At 61.9% G+C, this 15555-nt stretch carries 17 protein-coding genes and 2 pseudogenes; 17 read left to right on the top strand and 2 right to left on the bottom strand.

Going from position 1 to position 15555, the window contains the following annotated elements; all coding sequences use genetic code 11:
- Positions 1-3: 3 nt before the first annotated feature.
- Positions 4-891 carry a helix-turn-helix domain-containing protein gene (locus tag LDL32_RS08345; protein ID WP_233066002.1) on the bottom strand — a complete coding sequence of 296 codons (888 nt, stop codon included), beginning with the start codon at positions 889-891 and terminating at the stop codon, positions 4-6.
- A 69-nt stretch (positions 892-960) separates the two neighbouring features.
- On the opposite strand from LDL32_RS08345, the gene LDL32_RS08340 reads away from it, so the two are divergent.
- From LDL32_RS08340 to LDL32_RS08325, 4 genes are all read left to right on the top strand, one after another.
- On the top strand, positions 961-1656 hold the full coding sequence (locus tag LDL32_RS08340) for a class I SAM-dependent methyltransferase (protein WP_233066000.1): 696 nt from the start codon (positions 961-963) through the stop codon (positions 1654-1656).
- 106 nt (positions 1657-1762) lie between these two features.
- Positions 1763-1900 carry a hypothetical protein gene (locus LDL32_RS08335; RefSeq protein ID WP_167370175.1) on the top strand — a complete coding sequence of 46 codons (138 nt, stop codon included), beginning with the start codon at positions 1763-1765 and terminating at the stop codon, positions 1898-1900.
- 68 nt (positions 1901-1968) lie between these two features.
- Entirely contained in the window at positions 1969-3093 is a 1125-nt protein-coding gene (locus tag LDL32_RS08330; protein ID WP_233065998.1) for an alkene reductase, read from the top strand.
- Positions 3094-3211: 118 nt separating this feature from the next.
- A complete protein-coding gene (locus tag LDL32_RS08325) occupies positions 3212-3517 on the top strand; it encodes a helix-turn-helix transcriptional regulator (protein ID WP_078527724.1) in 306 nt (101 codons plus the stop codon).
- A 352-nt stretch (positions 3518-3869) separates the two neighbouring features.
- Here the strand turns inward: LDL32_RS08325 and LDL32_RS18010 are convergent.
- Positions 3870-3992, bottom strand: a pseudogene (locus LDL32_RS18010) (oxidoreductase); the annotation flags it as partial.
- A 138-nt stretch (positions 3993-4130) separates the two neighbouring features.
- Between LDL32_RS18010 and tnpA the strand changes: the two are divergent.
- The 13 genes and pseudogenes from tnpA to LDL32_RS08255 all read left to right on the top strand — a co-directional run bounded on the left by tnpA (position 4131) and on the right by LDL32_RS08255 (position 15555).
- Positions 4131-4532 (top strand): IS66-like element accessory protein TnpA, encoded by a 402-nt coding sequence (tnpA, locus tag LDL32_RS08315; RefSeq protein WP_039732708.1) that lies wholly within the window; start codon positions 4131-4133, stop codon positions 4530-4532.
- Positions 4529-4876 (top strand): IS66 family insertion sequence element accessory protein TnpB, encoded by a 348-nt coding sequence (gene tnpB, locus LDL32_RS08310; protein WP_039734451.1) that lies wholly within the window; start codon positions 4529-4531, stop codon positions 4874-4876. Before tnpA ends, tnpB begins: the two co-directional genes overlap by 4 nt.
- A gap of 65 nt (positions 4877-4941) precedes the next feature.
- On the top strand, positions 4942-6552 hold the full coding sequence (gene tnpC, locus LDL32_RS08305) for an IS66 family transposase (RefSeq protein WP_110548445.1): 1611 nt from the start codon (positions 4942-4944) through the stop codon (positions 6550-6552).
- Between the two features lie 31 nt (positions 6553-6583).
- Positions 6584-7147 (top strand): annotated as a pseudogene (locus LDL32_RS08300) (ATPase, T2SS/T4P/T4SS family); the annotation flags it as partial.
- On the top strand, positions 7144-7476 hold the full coding sequence (locus LDL32_RS08295; RefSeq protein WP_159260882.1) for a TrbC/VirB2 family protein: 333 nt from the start codon (positions 7144-7146) through the stop codon (positions 7474-7476). The pseudogene LDL32_RS08300 and the gene LDL32_RS08295, both read left to right, overlap by 4 nt.
- Complete coding sequence (locus tag LDL32_RS08290) at positions 7476-7754, top strand: VirB3 family type IV secretion system protein (RefSeq protein ID WP_233065993.1); 279 nt, start codon at positions 7476-7478, stop codon at positions 7752-7754. Before LDL32_RS08295 ends, LDL32_RS08290 begins: the two co-directional genes overlap by 1 nt.
- 13 nt (positions 7755-7767) lie before the next feature.
- Entirely contained in the window at positions 7768-10212 is a 2445-nt protein-coding gene (gene trbE, locus LDL32_RS08285; protein WP_233065991.1) for a conjugal transfer protein TrbE, read from the top strand.
- The gene (trbJ, locus tag LDL32_RS08280; protein ID WP_233065989.1) at positions 10209-11012 is read left to right on the top strand and encodes a P-type conjugative transfer protein TrbJ; all 804 of its coding nucleotides are present in this window, start codon (positions 10209-10211) and stop codon (positions 11010-11012) included. Before trbE ends, trbJ begins: the two co-directional genes overlap by 4 nt.
- A gap of 5 nt (positions 11013-11017) precedes the next feature.
- Complete coding sequence (gene trbL, locus LDL32_RS08275; RefSeq protein WP_233065986.1) at positions 11018-12466, top strand: P-type conjugative transfer protein TrbL; 1449 nt, start codon at positions 11018-11020, stop codon at positions 12464-12466.
- Positions 12466-13149, top strand: a complete 684-nt coding sequence (gene trbF, locus LDL32_RS08270) for a conjugal transfer protein TrbF (RefSeq protein ID WP_233068783.1) — start codon at positions 12466-12468, stop codon at positions 13147-13149. The genes trbL and trbF overlap by 1 nt, the downstream gene beginning before the upstream one ends.
- Positions 13146-14147, top strand: a complete 1002-nt coding sequence (gene trbG, locus LDL32_RS08265; protein WP_233065984.1) for a P-type conjugative transfer protein TrbG — start codon at positions 13146-13148, stop codon at positions 14145-14147. The genes trbF and trbG overlap by 4 nt, the downstream gene beginning before the upstream one ends.
- Positions 14144-15325, top strand: coding sequence for a TrbI/VirB10 family protein (locus LDL32_RS08260; protein ID WP_233065982.1), 1182 nt, complete (start codon positions 14144-14146; stop codon positions 15323-15325). The genes trbG and LDL32_RS08260 overlap by 4 nt, the downstream gene beginning before the upstream one ends.
- Positions 15322-15555, top strand: coding sequence for a DUF2274 domain-containing protein (locus LDL32_RS08255; protein WP_233065979.1), 234 nt, complete (start codon positions 15322-15324; stop codon positions 15553-15555). The genes LDL32_RS08260 and LDL32_RS08255 overlap by 4 nt, the downstream gene beginning before the upstream one ends.

The raw sequence follows: 15555 nt of genomic DNA, 5'->3' as shown, positions 1-15555 counted from the left end.
CCATTATCCAGAATATCGCTCGGCCATATAACGTCCCGGAGACATACCCAGCACTTTGCGGAACATCGTCACGAAACTCGGTACACTCTCATAGCCTAGATGCCCCGCAACCTGCTGGATCGTCGCACCATCTGCCAGCCATTGAACAGCAAGCATGACGTTCAACTGCTGCCGCCAGCGTCCGAAACTCATGCCGGTCTCCTGGCTGATCAGGCGCGACAGGGTGCGCTCGCTGACTCCGGCCTGTCTGGCCCAGGTATCGAGCGTTTTCCGCTCACCTGGCGCCCCGGTCATCATGCTGACAATCCCTCGAAGACGCCTGTCGACAGGCATGGGAAGATGAAGATCCTCGATCCTGGCCCGTGCAAGTTCATCAAGAAGCACGTCCAGCAGGCGTGAGTTTGCGCCGTTTTCTTCATAGTAGAGTGGCAGTTCGGATGCCCGAACCAGCAACTCGCGAAGCAGCGGCGTTACGGCGACCGCACAGCAGGTTTCAGGCAAGGGAGGACCAAGCGCGGGATCAATGAATGCATTATATCCCTCAAGCGCACCGCTTATCCTGATGGCATGGCGTGCCCCGCCTGGTATCCAGATGGCACTACGCGGCGGAACAACCCATAATCCGCTATCCCCTTCGCAGGTAAGCGCGCCGCGTTGCACCAGCATAATCTGGCTTTTGGCATGACTGTGAAAGTCCAGTTCCATGCTCTCAGCCTGCCCGGCCGCATAACCGTAGGTTACGATCGCCCGGGGAACGTCATCCGGTTCGATCCAGTCTTCCGTCTTCGACAATTCGTTCAGCATGGGCATAGACGTATTTTTGACGGCAAGGATCAGTTTGGCAAGATTGAATAATAATCTGACCTGATATCTGAATGACGCCATATCCATGCAGGGCTATTCCTGAGCAGACAATCAATCAAGATTTTCAAGATCCTGACATCTGCGAAAGGACGCCCCGTGAACACATTGACCACTAGCCCAGTCATTACCCTCCTGGAAACGCTGCACAGGAATGCAGAAACGTCCGACCGCGAACTCATGGAAACCATGATGGCGCGCTTTAACGCACCGGAAACATCGGCTGAACAGGTGATGGCAGAACTACTTGCCCAAGAAAGAGCCGACTATCGGAGCGTCTATCACGACTATGCCGACAATTTTCTCGCCGTCTCGCCGCGCTACGGTCAGTTTCTCTACATGATGACACGAGCCTGCAAAGCCCGTCGGGTCGTAGAATTCGGCACGTCGATGGGAATCTCGACCATTTATCTGGCCACGGCCCTTCGTGATAATGGTGGCGGGCAGTTGATCGGTAGCGAAATGGAACGCACCAAGGTGGCACAGGCGCGGGCAAATCTTGATGCAGCAGGCTTAGCTGATCTGGTGGATATTCGTGAAGGCGATGCGCTTGAAACGCTCCGCGATATTGATGGACCGGTTGATCTTCTCCTACTCGACGGTGCGTTCTCGCTCTATCTGCCAGTTCTGAAACTGATCGAACCCCGGCTGGCACCCGGCGCAGCGATCTTCGGCGAAAATGCGTTTGATCCGGACTACATCGCTTACCTGAACAACCCGACGAATGGATATTTGTCCCAGACGCTGCCGCTGGACGAAGGCCGAGGCAATGGGTTCGCTGTCAGGGTCGGGTGATGTCGCACGGAGAGCAGCCAGATTAAATCTTAAAACCTAGATATTGACATATCTCGATGCATAGTTATGTTTGGCAGCGTCACTCACCCACAGAAGGAGACGCCCGGTGAAGTTTGCCAATCAGCTCGATACCGACGCCGAGCGCTTCGGTGGTTACAAAAGGTCAGGCATTGAACGCGAAACCCAAAAATTAGCGCTTGATGCCCGCAGCCGGCTCAACGAGGCTTCTGCCGGACTGTTCTGATCCCGAGTGGATATGAGGCCTTTCATGCCCTCATAAATTGATGTTTCTCAATATCTAGGATTCGCAAAATGCAGAACTCGGTTCTCTTCGACAGTCTGACCCTGGGTCCGTATACCCTCAGAAATCGGATCGTTCTCCCCCCGCTCACACGTTCTCGCAGCTCCCAGCCGGGAAACATCCCCAATGATCTGATGGCGACCTACTACCGCCAACGCTCCAGTGCAGGGTTCATGGTGACCGAGGGGACACAGATCGAACCGCGTGGGCAGGGATATGCGTGGACACCCGGCATCTACAGTCCCGAACAGGTCGAGGGCTGGCGCAAGGTAACCGATGCCGTTCACGCCGAAGGGGGAACCATCTTCTTGCAATTATGGCATGTGGGGCGCGTATCTCATACCTCCCTACAGCCTGGTGGCGCCGCTCCGGTCGCGCCATCGGCGATCCCGGCCGACAATGTCAGAGTGTTCGTTGAAACCGGCCCGGGCCAGGGCGCTCTCACACTACCGTCGGCACCGCGCGCCCTGACCACCGCAGAGGTCAAGGAACTGGTCCAGCTCTATGCCCAGGCCGCGCGCAATGCTCTCGATGCAGGCTTTGACGGCGTGGAGATCCACAGCGCGAACGGCTATCTGATAAACCAGTTCATTTCTACCCACACCAATCAGCGCGAGGATGAATATGGCGGCTCACTGGAAAACCGACTGAGATTCCTGGCCGAAGTGACGCAGGCGGTTGCCGATGTCGTTGGTAAAGAGCGCATGGGAGTTCGCTTTTCTCCCCTGTTCGCCACCACCGACGAGGACCGCGTCTATCTTGGTCTTGTCGAGGAAGACCCCCACACGACCTACATCGAGGCCATAAAGGTTCTCGAAAAAATTGGGATCGCTTACGTCTCGATTGCCGAGGCGGATTGGAATAACGCGCCCGAACTGCCTGAATCCTTCCGTGCGGACATACGGAAAAACTTCAGCGGCCGGGTTCTTTATGCCGGCAGGTACACTCCCGAGCGTGGCGTGCGCGTGGTCAAGGCAGGCTTGGGCGATCTGATTGCCTTCGGCCGGCCCTTCATCGCAAACCCCGATTTGCCGGAGCGCATCGCTCATGGCTGGCCACTCAATCCAGTAGATCCGAAGACCATGTATGGCGGCACCGCCAAAGGATATACTGACTATCCCACCTATCAGCGTTAGGCGCTTCAGGCCGTGTCCAGACATCTGGACACGGCTTCTGACGCTTCCAGCGTAATTAGGTCCATCCAACAGGCAGCGAAATATTGCTATATTGGAATTTCTCGCTATATGGAGGATCATGAGTATCGATATCAACGACGCACTGAAGGCCCTGGACAACCCCGCCCGGCTGGCAATCTTGGCGAAGCTCAAGGACCCTCGCAAGAATTACCCTGAACAGGAAGTTGATCCTGAACAGGTAGGTGTCTGCGTGAGCATCATACAGGAGCGGGCCGGTCTGTCTCAGTCAACCATTTCGCTGTATCTGACAGCGCTGCAACGCGCCAAACTTGTCACATCGCAGCGCATAGGCCCCTGGACCTATTACAAGCGCGATGAGGCGAACATCGCAGCTTTTTTGAAGCAGTTACAAGACCTGATTTGAATGGCAGACTGTCCTCTTTGTTCAAACTTTCTAAAGTTCAACAGTTAGACGTTCTCGCGATATTCCTAGCAACTGTGTTTAAGCGGCGGAGCTAATGCGCCATGGCAGGCCTGTTTTTGAGGACGGCGTTGGCGATTGTGATGAGACACCGTGCGATAGCGACGATCACCAGTTTATGTGGCTTACCCCGCTCCTTCATGCGCCTGGCAACAGCTTTCAGAACTGGATTATGGCAGGCCGCTGCCAGTCCTGCCTGAAACAGGACGTGGCGGAGAGATCTTCTCCCCCTGGAATGACACGTTTCCCACGCATCGCGCCACGATCATGAGCCATTGGCGCAAGTCCGGCCATGCGCAAAGGCCTGACCTGCTGGCTGGCTGGCGACATCCCCCACGGTTCCGCGCATCAGGCAGCAGATGCTGCCCAGGGCGGCGAGCAGAACCCATTTATCCCACATGTCCTGCAGGATGTGGGTAAGCACCCGGCGACTGCCGCCTTGCTGAATATTTCTATTCTGGTTCAGCTATGAATCATGAGCGATTCAAGAGATAGAGACGCGGTACTACCTGCGAGTGTCGCAGGTAGTACCGCAGAGAGGCTCCAAGGGAGCGGTATGGAGGCAGGAGAGCGAGACAGGCTGGCGGAAGCCTCGCGGATCGAGATCGTTTCAGATCGCCGCCGCTGGCACGCCCCTGAATTTCGCGCGCGCGTGGTCATCGCGTCCTACGAGAGCCGGCGCCCCGTAAGGGAGGTGGCTGCACAGTATGGTGTTCATCCAAGCCTGGTGTTTCGGTGGCGGCGAGAGGCCCGGGCCAAAGCGCAGGGCGGAACATCGTTCGTGCCTGTCATGGTGGCTCCGGCACCTCAGCCGCAGGCATTGGAGCGTCGAAGCGAACAGGGAACGCCGCCTGGCCGAGCGGTCAGCGTGGTCTTTCCGGACGGTGTGCGGCTCGAATTCGACACGGGGCTGTCCGCTGATCGTCTGCGTGAGATTGTGGGCGCGCTGCGGTCATGATTCCGCTTCCCTCCACGCTGAGGATATGGCTGGCGGCCGGCGTGACCGATATGCGCCTCGGGATGCCCGGGCTGGCCCTGAAAGTCCAGGAAACGCTGGGTCGTGATCCTTTCGCCGGCGACGTTTATGTCTTCAGGGGAAAGCGCGGCGACCTGGTGAAACTGATCTGGCACGATGGCGTAGGCCTGTCATTATATGCGAAGCGGATCGAGCGTGGGCATTTCCTCTGGCCCTCGGCCAGGGACGGGGTGATCCATCTTTCCCCGTCACAATTAAGTTGCCTGCTGGAAGGGATCGACTGGAGAAACCCGCAGAAAACCTGGAGACCCGAACTGGCGGGATAATAAAAACTGCGCCAGATCAGCATATACTGGTACTCTTTTGAGCGCCCATGTGGTCAACTGTCTTCATGACGGGAGACACGGACGAGATGATGGCCCTGCGCGCGGCACTTGCCGCGGTCGAGGCGCGCGCTCAGGTCGCCGAATTCCGGGCGTCTTCTGCCGAAACCCGGGCCACTGCCGCTGAAACCCGAGCGATCAGCGCCGAGGCGCAGATCGCCCATCTCAAGCACCTCATTGCGCGGATGCGCCAGGACCGTTTCGGGGCCTCATCGGAGCGGGGGCGCCGTCTGCTGGCCCAGTTCGAACTCGAACTGGAAGATCTGGAGACGGCGCACGCCGAGGATGCGCCGGAAAACGCTCCGGATCCTGCCGTGCGGGCGACAGCGCCCCGGCGCAATCACGGTCGCCAGCCGTTGCGCGCCGATCTCCCGCGCGAACGGGTCGTCATCCCCGTGCCGACACATTGCCCGTGCTGTGGCGGCGAGCGCCTGAGCAAACTGGGGGAGAGCGTCACCGAGACGCTGGAGGTGATCCCGCGCCAGTTCAAGGTGATTCAGACGATACGCGAGAAATTCACCTGCCGCGACTGCGAGAACATCATCCAGCCCCCGGCACCTTTCCACCCGATCGCGCGCGGACGGGCCGGGCCAAAGCTGCTTGCGGGCATCCTGTGCGACAAGTTCCTGCAGCATCTGCCGCTGAACCGGCAGAGCGCCGCATTTGCCCGTGAGGGGATCGATCTCGATACCTCGACGCTGGCCGACTGGGTGGGGGCCTGCACGGCGACGCTGGCGCCCCTTACCGCGCTGATCCGGGCACATGTGCTGGCAGCCCGGCGTCTGCATGCGGACGATACCACAGTGCCCGTGCTGGCCAGGGGGCGCACCGTGACCGGACGGTTGTGGAATTACGTGCGCGACGATGCCCCATTTGGCGGCCTCGCGCCCCCAGCCGTGTGGTTCCGCTACTCCCGAGACCGCAAAGGTGAACATCCGGCCGACCATCTCACCGGCTGGACCGGAATCCTGCAATCAGACGCCTATGGCGGATACACCCACCTGGCAAAGCCGGGACGCCAGCCCGCGCCTGTTGTTCCGGCCGGCTGCTGGGCGCATGGACGCCGGGGACTGTTCAAGATTGCCGAAAAGGACAAGGCGCCACTCGCCATAGAGGCCGTGCGCCGGATCGACGCCATATTCGACGCCGAACGCGCGATCAACGGCAGCTCCGCCGCACATCGGCTGGAGATCCGCAAGGAGAGCATCGCCCCGCTGGTCGAGGAGTTGCTCGACTGGATGCGCGATACCTGCCGGCGCATGTCGTCCAAAAACCCCATCGCCCAGGCAATGAACTATATTCTCAGACGGGGCGATACATTCACGGTATTTCTGGAAGACGGTCGGATCTGTCTGACGAATAACGCGGCGGAACGCGCAATCCGGGGTATCGCACTGGGGAGAAAAGCCTGGCTGTTCGCCGGCTCCGATCGTGGCGGTGAAAGAGCCGCCGCCATGTATTCCCTCGTCGTCACCTGCCGCCTGAACGAGGTCGATCCTCAGGCATGGCTCGCCGATGTGCTCGCCCGCATCAACGACACTCCCAACCCACGCCTCCATGAACTCCTGCCCTGGCATTGGAAACCCATTGCTCAAGGCGAGAATAACGTCGCTGCCTGATCACGCCCGCGTCTCTCGCCGGATGGTTACGGCGTTTCTGCGCCGCGCTGTTGTAGAGCGTAAAAATATCCTCGTCGCGGGCGGCACATCCACCGGTAAGACCACACTGGTCAATGCCCTGCTGGCCGAGGTTGCGAAAACCGGCGATCGCGTCGTGCTGATCGAGGATACGCGCGAACTGCAATGCGCGGCACCCAACCTCGTGTGCCTGCGCACCCGCGACGGCATCGTCACCCTGTCCGTGCTGGTGCGCTCGGCCCTGCGCCTGCGGCCCGACCGGATTCCGATTGGCGAGGTGCGTGGTCCCGAGGCACTGGATCTGCTCAAGGCGTGGGGTACCGGCCATCCGGGTGGGATTGGCACGCTGCATGCCGGCACCGCGATCGGCGCGCTGCACCGCATGGAGCAGTTGATCCAGGAAGTCGTCGTCACGGTGCCGCGCGCGCTGATCGCCGAGACGATCGACCTGATCGCTGTTCTGTCCGGGCGGGGCACGCAGCGCCGGTTGTCCGAACTCGCCACCGTGGATGGGCTTGACCCCGCCACAGGTGCTTATTGCATCCATCCCTTCCAGCATTCGGGAGAACCCCAATGAATCTCACGCTGTTCCGCGTGCGTCGGCACGCGCCTGTCCTTTCCGCCATGCTGCTTCTGTCCATCGCATGGTGCTCCTCGGCCCTCGCGTCTGGGTCGGACATGCCGTGGGAGGAACCGCTCAACCAGATACTGGAATCCGTGCAGGGACCGGTGGCGCGTATCGTGTCGGTGATCATCATCACCGTGACCGGCCTGACGCTGGCCTTTGGCGAAACATCCGGCGGCTTCCGCCGCCTGATCCAGATCGTCTTCGGCCTGTCCATCGCTTTTGCGGCCAGCTCCTTCTTTCTGTCGTTCTTCTCCTTCTCGGGTGGAGCATTGATCTGATGGCCGCTGGATATGACGATGATGCGGTGTCGGGTTTTCATGTCCCGGTGCATCGCTCTCTGACCGATCCGATCCTGTTGGGTGGCGCACCCCGTACGCTGGCGATCGCCAACGGTACGCTCGGGGCTGCGATCTCGCTGGGGCTGCGCCTGTGGCTGGTCGGAGCGGTGTTCTGGATCATCGGGCACACGCTCGCGGTCTGGGGAGCGAAACGCGATCCGCTGTTCGTCGAGGTGGGGCGGCGGCATCTGCGCTACCCCGCCTGGCTCCGGGCGTAGGGAGGGCAGCGCGATGATGTCCCTTGGCGAATATCGCAGCCGTGCCGCCCTTCTGTCCGATTTTCTGCCATGGGCGGCGCTCGTGGAGAAAGGCGTTGTCCTGAACAAGGACGGTTCCTTCCAGCGTACGGCAAAAATTCGGGGACCGGATCTGGACAGTGCCCCCCCTGCCGAACTGGTGGGTGTGACCGGGAGGTTGAACAATGCCCTGCGCCGTCTGGGATCAGGCTGGGCCGTGTTCGTGGAAGCACAGCGCGTCCCGGCCACGCTCTATCCCGAGAGCGATTTTCCCGATGCTGCCAGTCAGATGGTGGATCTGGAACGCCGGGAGCAGTTCGAGGACGAGGGCGCGCATTTCGAGAGCCGGTATTTCCTGACGCTCGTCTGGCTGCCACCGGCCGAATCGTCAGGCCGTGCCGAGCGGTTTCTGTATGAAGGCCGGGAGCGCGAAGGGCCGGACCCGCATGGCATGCTCCATACGTTCGTGGACCGCACGGATCGGATGCTTGCCCTGCTGGACGGGTTCATGCCTGAAGCGGCATGGCTCAATGACGGCAAAACGCTGACGTATCTCCATTCCACCATTTCGACACGGAACCAGCGCGTCAGGGTGCCAGAAATTCCCATGCATCTGGATGCGCTGCTGGTGGACCAGCCGCTCTCGGGCGGTCTGGAACCGAAGCTCGGCGATGCCTTCCTCAAGACCCTGACCATCACGGGCTTCCCGTCCCGGACCTTTCCCGGAATCCTGGATGACCTGAACCGGTTGGCCATGCCCTATCGCTGGTCCACCCGCGCCATCCTGCTCGACAAGACCGACGCCACCAAGGTTCTGACGAAGATCCGCCGCCAGTGGTTTGCAAAGCGCAAGAGCATTGCGGCCATTGTCCGGGAAGTGATGACCAATGAGGCGTCGGTCCTCGTGGACAACGATGCTGCCAACAAGGCAGCGGATGCCGATCTGGCCTTGCAGTCCCTCGGTGCCGATGACGTGGGGCAGACCTATATCACTGCCACTATCACGGTCTGGGACGGCTCCGCGTCGATTGCCGCCGAAAAATTGCGGCTGGTCGAAAAGATCATTCAGGGTCGGGACTTCACCTGCATGGCGGAAAGCCTCAATGCGGTGGAAGCGTGGCTGGGTTCTTTGCCCGGTCATGTCTACGCCAATGTCCGTCAGCCCCCGGTTTCGACGTTGAACCTGGCGCACATGATCCCGCTTTCCGCCGTGTGGGCAGGGCCGGAGCAGGACGGGCATTTCAGGGCAGCACCGCTCTTTTATGGCAAAACCGCTGGAGCCACACCATTCCGGTTTTCGCTTCATGTCGGCGATGTTGGTCATACTTTGATCGCGGGGCCGACTGGAGCGGGAAAATCTGTCCTGCTGGCATTGGTGGCGCTCCAGTTCCGCCGCTACGTGGGTTCACAGATTTTCGCCTTCGATTTTGGCGGGTCCATGCGTGCGGCAACGCTGGCGATGGGCGGGGACTGGCATGACCTCGGCGGTGGCCTGACGGACGGGAATACAGAAACCGCGCCCGTCGCCCTCCAGCCGCTGGCACGGGTTGACGATGCCGACGAACGCAAGTGGGCTACCGAATGGCTGGGGCAGATCCTTGTCGGCGAGGGCGTGGCGCTGACGCCGGACGTCAAAGCCCATCTCTGGTCGGCCCTGAATTCCCTCGCGTCATCGCCCGACCATGAACGCACGATCTCCGGTCTGGTGGCACTTCTCCAGTCCAACGCACTGAAACAGGCATTGGCGCCGTACTGCATCGGCGGTCCCTATGGCCGATTGCTGGATGCGGACGCTGAGCGACTGGGTGATGCCGATGTGGTGGTGTTCGAAACCGAGGGGTTGATCGGCTCGGGCGCGGCGTCGTCTGTGCTGTCCTATCTGTTCCATCGTATCGAAGGCCGTCTGGATGGACGTCCGACCCTTCTGGTCATTGATGAGGGCTGGCTCGTTCTGGATGATGGCGACTTCGCGGGGCAGCTTCGTGAATGGCTCAAGACCCTGCGCAAGAAGAATGCGTCGGTGATTTTCGCAACGCAAAGTCTGTCGGACATCGCCAATTCCCGCATTGCGCCGGCTGTGGTTGAAAGCTGCCCGACGCGGATCTTCCTGCCCAATGAGCGGGCGATCGAGCCGCAGATCGCGGCCATCTACCGCGATTTTGGTCTCAACGACCGACAGATCGCCATCATCGCCCGCGCGGCCTCGAAGCGGGAGTATTACTGCCAGACCCAGCGCGGCAATCGGCTGTTCGAACTGGGACTGGGGCCTGTCGCACTCGCCCTCTGCGCCGCATCCGGCAAGGACGACCACAGACTGATTGATGCGGTTTTGGCGGAACACGGGCGGGACGGTTTTCTCCCTGCGTGGTTTGACGCGCGTGGCGTGTCATGGGCGGCGGACCTTCTGCGCCACGATCGCGGATCGGAAGACGTGCCATGACGGAAAAACTTTTACGGTTTTCGACCGAATTTTTCGCGCGTGCGAGAGAAAAACATTCCCATCGCACGGCTCTTGTCGCTTCTGTCACGCTGGTGTTCGGCGCAACGTTCGATCTCTCACGACCCGCTCAAGCGCAATGGGCGGTGTATGACGGAGCGAACCATGTCGAGAACGTGCTGATCGCGGCGCGGACGCTCCAGCAGATCGACAACCAGATCACGTCGCTCGCCAATCAGGCGCAGATGCTGGTCAATCAGGGGCGCAATCTTGCAAGCCTCCCGCTCTCCACATTGTCGACGTTGCAGTCAACGGTTTCCCAGACCACGGCGTTGCTCGCGCAGGCGCAGAACATCGCCTACAGCGTCCAGTCCGTCGAACAGCAGTACCAGCAGTCATACACCTCAGTCTCGTCGGGCATGTCCGATAGCGCCATGTTCAGCCAGGCGCAGACACGCTGGCAGAATTCCGTGGGCGGGTTCGAGGATGCCATGAAGCTCCAGGCCCGTGTGGTGGGAAACATCCCGAGCGATAGCTCGGCCATGACGCAACTGGTCTCGGCCAGCCAGACGTCAACCGGGGCGTTGCAGGCCGCGCAGGCCGGAAACCAGCTTCTGGCCCTGCAATCCCGGCAGCTATCCGACATCCAGGCGGAACTGGCCGCCAACGGCCGGGCCACGGCGCTGCAACAGGCGCGCGATGCCGCGACGGAAGCAGAAAGTGATGCCCAGTATCAGCATTTCTCGCGGCGTGACGCCTATGTGCCGGGAACGGTGTCCATGTTCGGCGGCAGTGGGAACTGACGGTCATGGCCACGAACGATGTCGGGGTTATCGACACTTTCCTCAATACCTTCACGACCACGATCGACAGTGGCTTCGGCCTTCTGAAAGGAAACGTCATCTCACTGGCAGGGTCGTTGTCTGTGCTGGACATTGCTCTTGCCGGCTTGTTCTGGGCCTGGGCGGCGGATGAGGACATCATCCAGCGGCTGGTGAAGAAGACGCTCTATATCGGGTTCTTCGATTTCCTGATCAACAATTTCGACCATCTTGCAAAGGTGGTGTTCGACAGTTTCGCCGCCATGGGCCTGAAGGCCGGGGGCGGCAATCTGACATTGTCGGATTTCCTCCGTCCCGGTCGGCTGGCCGCGACCGGTTTCGATGCGGCTCAGCCCTTACTTGACTCGGTCCATAATCTCCTCGGCCCGGTCGCCTTCTTTACGAATTTCATCCAGATCTTCGTGCTCTGCCTGTCCTGGCTGATCGTGCTGGCGGCGTTCTTTATTCTGGCCGTGCAGCTTTTCGTGGCCCTGATCGAGTTCAAGCTGACCAGCCTCGCCGGTTTCGTGCTGATCCCCTTCGCGCTGTTCAACCGCACGGCCTTCCTGGCCGAGAAGGTGCTGGGCAATGTCGTGTCATCGGGCGTGAAGGTGATGGTGCTGGCGGTGATCAGCGCCATTGCCTCCGTCCTGTTCAGGCAGTTCAACACGTCCTATGGCGATGCCGTGCCGACCATCGGTCAGGCGGTCTCGGTCGTGCTGGCATCGGTGTCGATTGTTGGTCTGTCCATCTATGGCGGCAGCATCGCCAACGGGCTGATCTCCGGCGCGCCGCAGCTTGGCGCGGGTGCGGCTGTCGGCACTGGTATGGCCGTGGGCGCGATGGGCGCTGCTGCTGTGGCCGGTGTCGGGGCTGTTGCCTCCGGTGGCGCCGCAGCCCTCGGCGCCACGGCTGCCGCCGCGCGGGGAGGGGCCGCGATCGCCGGGGCAGCCACGTCCGCCTATTCGGCAGGGGCCGCCGGCGCGTCTGGCGGCGCGGGCAGCATGGCCGCCGGGATCGGCGGCATGGGCCGGGCCGTCGGCGGAAACGTCGCGAATGCCGTCAAAGGCGCGGCCTCGCGTGCAGGCTCCTCCCTCAGGGAAAGCTACGCCGCCGGTGGACGGTGGGCCGAACGCGGGATGGGTGGAAACGACGCTGGGGGTGGGACTGGCGGTGGCGGTCGTGACCCAGGTGCTGGGCCAGGCGGCGGCAATTCCGGAGCCGGTGGTCCGGCTGGTGGCGGTCCCTCGGGAGGCGGCCCTACCGGTGAAGGTCCGTCTGGTGGAGAGGGTGGCGGTTCCGGTGAGCCGCCCCGCTGGGCTCAGAAAATGAAGCGCCGAAATGCTGCGACCCATGCCGCCGAGGCCGCCCACATCATCCGCTCCGCCGACGGCGGCGGCGGGTCCACCTCCATCGATCTCTCGGAGAAAGAATGATGTTCCGTCGCTCGACCACACGCTACGGGACCACGCCCGAACCCGTGACACCGTATCAAAAGGCAGCGCAGGCGTGGGATGAACGGATCGGCTCTGCCCGCATCCAGGCCCGCAACTGGCGGCTCATGGCCTTTGGCTCCCTGGTCCTGTCCGCCGGCCTCGGGGCTGGACTGGTCTGGCAGTCCGCACGCGGCACCATCACGCCGTGGGTGGTGCAGGTGGCCCGGCTGGGGCAGGCGCAGGTCGTGGCGCCCGCAACGGCGGGTTATACGCCCACCGATCCGCAGATTGCCTGGTATCTGGCGCAGTTTATTGGTGATGTCCGTGGCCTGTCCTCCGATGCCGTGGTGGTCCGGCACAACTGGCTGCGCGCCTATGATTTCACCAGCGTTTCCGGCGCGGTTGCCCTGAACGATTATGCCCGTCTCAACGATCCGTTCTCGCGCATCGGGCGTGAGCAGGTCGAGGTGGACATCGCCTCGGTCATCCGTGCCTCGCCCGGTAGCTTCCGGGTTGCCTGGACCGAGCGCCATTACCGCGATGGCGCTTTCACCGGCACCGAGCGCTGGACCGCGATCGTCTCGGTCGTTCTGCGAACACCGCGTGACGCCGACCATCTGAGGAAAAATCCCCTCGGAATCTACGTCTCCGCTATCAACTGGTCGAAGGAACTTGACCAATGATCTGTCGCGCTCTTCGTGTTCTCCCGCTGCTGATCCTGCCCCTGGCGGGCTGCGCGCGGCACTACCATCCGCCTGTCATTCACTACGATGACGCCGCGCAGGCGACACCTCTGCCGGACCCGCCGAAACCGGTGCGAGTGGTGGAGGTCGTGAAAGCGCTTCCCCTGCCTGGGCAACTGAAGCCGCTGCCGTCAGCGCGGCGCGTCCACCCTGCGCCTGAGGCGGTCGATCCGACAGCACGGGTCACACAGGCCAATCTGGCGGCCCGCATCCAGCCCACGCGGGCCGGGTTCATCAATGCGGTGCAGGTCTACCCCTACAGTCCGGGCGCGCTTTATCAGGTTTACACTTCGCCGGGCGAGATCACCGACATCATGCTCCAGCAGGGTGAAAAGCTGGTGGGCACCGGGCCGGTGGCCGCTGGGGATACGGTCCGCTGGATCATCGGCGATACCGAGAGCGGGGCAGGAGGGACAAAACGCATCCACATTCTGGTGAAGCCGACACGTCCCGATCTCACCACCAATCTGATCGTCAATACGGATCGCCGGACCTATCTGGCGGAACTGCGCTCCACGCCCGCCACGTATATGGCGTCGGTGTCGTGGGATTATCCCGAGGATGACCTGATTGCCCTGCACCGGCAGGACAGTGCGGCCGATGACGCTGCCCCGGTGGATGTGGGGCTGGACCTGAACGCGCTGAATTTCCGTTATGCTATCCAGCCGGTGAAAGGGGGTACACCGCCCTGGCTGCCCGGCAGGGCCTTCGATGATGGTCACAAGGTCTATATCGCCTTTCCGGCCGGCATAGGGCAGGGCGAACTGCCGCCGCTGTTCGTGCTGGGGGCGGATGGTGGCCCGGAACTGGTCAATTACCGGGTCCGTCAGAACTGGATGATCGTGGACCGCCTGTTTGCCGCCGCCGAACTGCGGCTGGGTGATAAGCATTCCGAGCAGCGTGTGCGCATCGTCCGCACCGACGGGCGGCCGTCATGACCGGGCAGGCGCCGACAGCCGGAAACTCTGCAGGTGCTGCGCGTGAGTCACTCCCCCCACCCGATCTGCGCCTGCGGGCCGATCGGCCGCGCGTAGTACGTCTGTCGCGCACCGTGGTCTGGTCGCCGGGCGGGGTCGGCATGGTCGCGGTGGCCTTCGCGCTGGGTTACGCCCTTCAGGCAAGCCATCGGGCGCCGTCCACGCCTACAGCGCAGGACACCGATGTCCGTCCCTCAGCCGATGGACTGGCGGGGCTGCCCTCCGATTATATCGGCAAGGACGTGCCGAAGCTTGGTCCCGCGCTGCCCGGTGATCTCGGACGCGCCATCCTGCATGCGCAAGGGCAGGGGAAGGTGGCCGCCGGCACCGAAGACCACCGCGCCGCGCAAGAGGTCGAGGCGGCGATCGCGAGTCGGCTGTTCGTGCAGACGGGGGAACGTGACCGTGCCAGCGAACAGGCGATGCCGCCCGCGCCGGGCGCTCCTGCCACTCAGGGGCCGGCGTCCACCACGGCCGGACCACAGGCCGGAAACCTTGCCTTTCTGGAAGGGCAGCCGGATCGCGCGACAACCAGCCCCGATCGCATCATGCCGCTGGTCTCGCCCTACGTCCTCCAGGCGGGCACCGTGATCGCGGGTGCGCTGAACACGAAGATCAGCTCCGACCTGCCGGGGCAGATCGTGGGGCATGTCACCCAGAACGTCTATGACAGCCCGACCGGCCGTTATCTCCTGATCCCGCAGGGCAGCACACTGTTCGGGGCCTATAACAGCAGCGTCTCCTTCGGACAGCAGCGGACCCAGATTATCTGGACGCGCCTGATCTTCCCCGATGGCGAGAGCCTCGTGCTGGAGAAACTGCCGGGCGCGGACGCTATCGGCCAGGCCGGGTTGTCCGACGAGGTCGACAATCATTGGGGCCAGCTTTTCAAAGCCGCCCTGGTGACGACCCTGCTCAGCGTGGGGTCAGAGGCGGGTACCAGCCAGAGCGAAAACAATCTCGCCCAGGCCATCCGCAGCGGTGCCAGCAACGGCTTCTCCATGGTGGGCAACCGCCTGATCGATCGCAGCCTGAACGTGCAGCCGACGCTTACCGACCGGCCGGGGCTGCCGTTCACAGTCATTCTCAGTCGCGATCTGTTGCTCAAACCCTATCAGAATGGAGGAAATCCAAGATGACAGAGCTGAAGATCACGGAAATCCCCGACGAGAAACCGGTGAAAATGACCGTGGTGTTACCTCCCGATATCCATCGCGATCTGCTGGCCTATGCGGCACTTTTTTCCGGCAACGATGGGGCGATGGACCCGGCCCGGCTGGTCGCACCCATGCTCCGGCAGTTCATGATGTCGGACAAAGGGTTCGCTAGGGCACGGAGGCAGGTAAAAGCAGCACCGCCGAAAAAGTAG

Origin of the sequence: Komagataeibacter sp. FNDCF1 (assembly GCF_021295335.1) — a bacterium.
Lineage (GTDB): Bacteria > Pseudomonadota > Alphaproteobacteria > Acetobacterales > Acetobacteraceae > Komagataeibacter.
Note: the sequence above shows the minus strand (reverse complement) of the source record. Positions and strands in the feature narration are given on the sequence as shown.

Coding starts and splice junctions, on each gene's coding strand:
- LDL32_RS08345 (WP_233066002.1), bottom strand. CDS start 891: ATGGATATGGCGTCATTCAGATATCAGGTCAGATTATTATTCAATCTT.
- LDL32_RS08330 (WP_233065998.1), top strand. CDS start 1,969: ATGCAGAACTCGGTTCTCTTCGACAGTCTGACCCTGGGTCCGTATACC.
- LDL32_RS08325 (WP_078527724.1), top strand. CDS start 3,212: ATGAGTATCGATATCAACGACGCACTGAAGGCCCTGGACAACCCCGCC.
- tnpA (WP_039732708.1), top strand. CDS start 4,131: ATGGAGGCAGGAGAGCGAGACAGGCTGGCGGAAGCCTCGCGGATCGAG.
- tnpB (WP_039734451.1), top strand. CDS start 4,529: ATGATTCCGCTTCCCTCCACGCTGAGGATATGGCTGGCGGCCGGCGTG.
- tnpC (WP_110548445.1), top strand. CDS start 4,942: ATGACGGGAGACACGGACGAGATGATGGCCCTGCGCGCGGCACTTGCC.
- LDL32_RS08295 (WP_159260882.1), top strand. CDS start 7,144: ATGAATCTCACGCTGTTCCGCGTGCGTCGGCACGCGCCTGTCCTTTCC.
- LDL32_RS08290 (WP_233065993.1), top strand. CDS start 7,476: ATGGCCGCTGGATATGACGATGATGCGGTGTCGGGTTTTCATGTCCCG.
- trbE (WP_233065991.1), top strand. CDS start 7,768: ATGATGTCCCTTGGCGAATATCGCAGCCGTGCCGCCCTTCTGTCCGAT.
- trbJ (WP_233065989.1), top strand. CDS start 10,209: ATGACGGAAAAACTTTTACGGTTTTCGACCGAATTTTTCGCGCGTGCG.
- trbL (WP_233065986.1), top strand. CDS start 11,018: ATGGCCACGAACGATGTCGGGGTTATCGACACTTTCCTCAATACCTTC.
- trbF (WP_233068783.1), top strand. CDS start 12,466: ATGTTCCGTCGCTCGACCACACGCTACGGGACCACGCCCGAACCCGTG.
- trbG (WP_233065984.1), top strand. CDS start 13,146: ATGATCTGTCGCGCTCTTCGTGTTCTCCCGCTGCTGATCCTGCCCCTG.
- LDL32_RS08260 (WP_233065982.1), top strand. CDS start 14,144: ATGACCGGGCAGGCGCCGACAGCCGGAAACTCTGCAGGTGCTGCGCGT.
- LDL32_RS08255 (WP_233065979.1), top strand. CDS start 15,322: ATGACAGAGCTGAAGATCACGGAAATCCCCGACGAGAAACCGGTGAAA.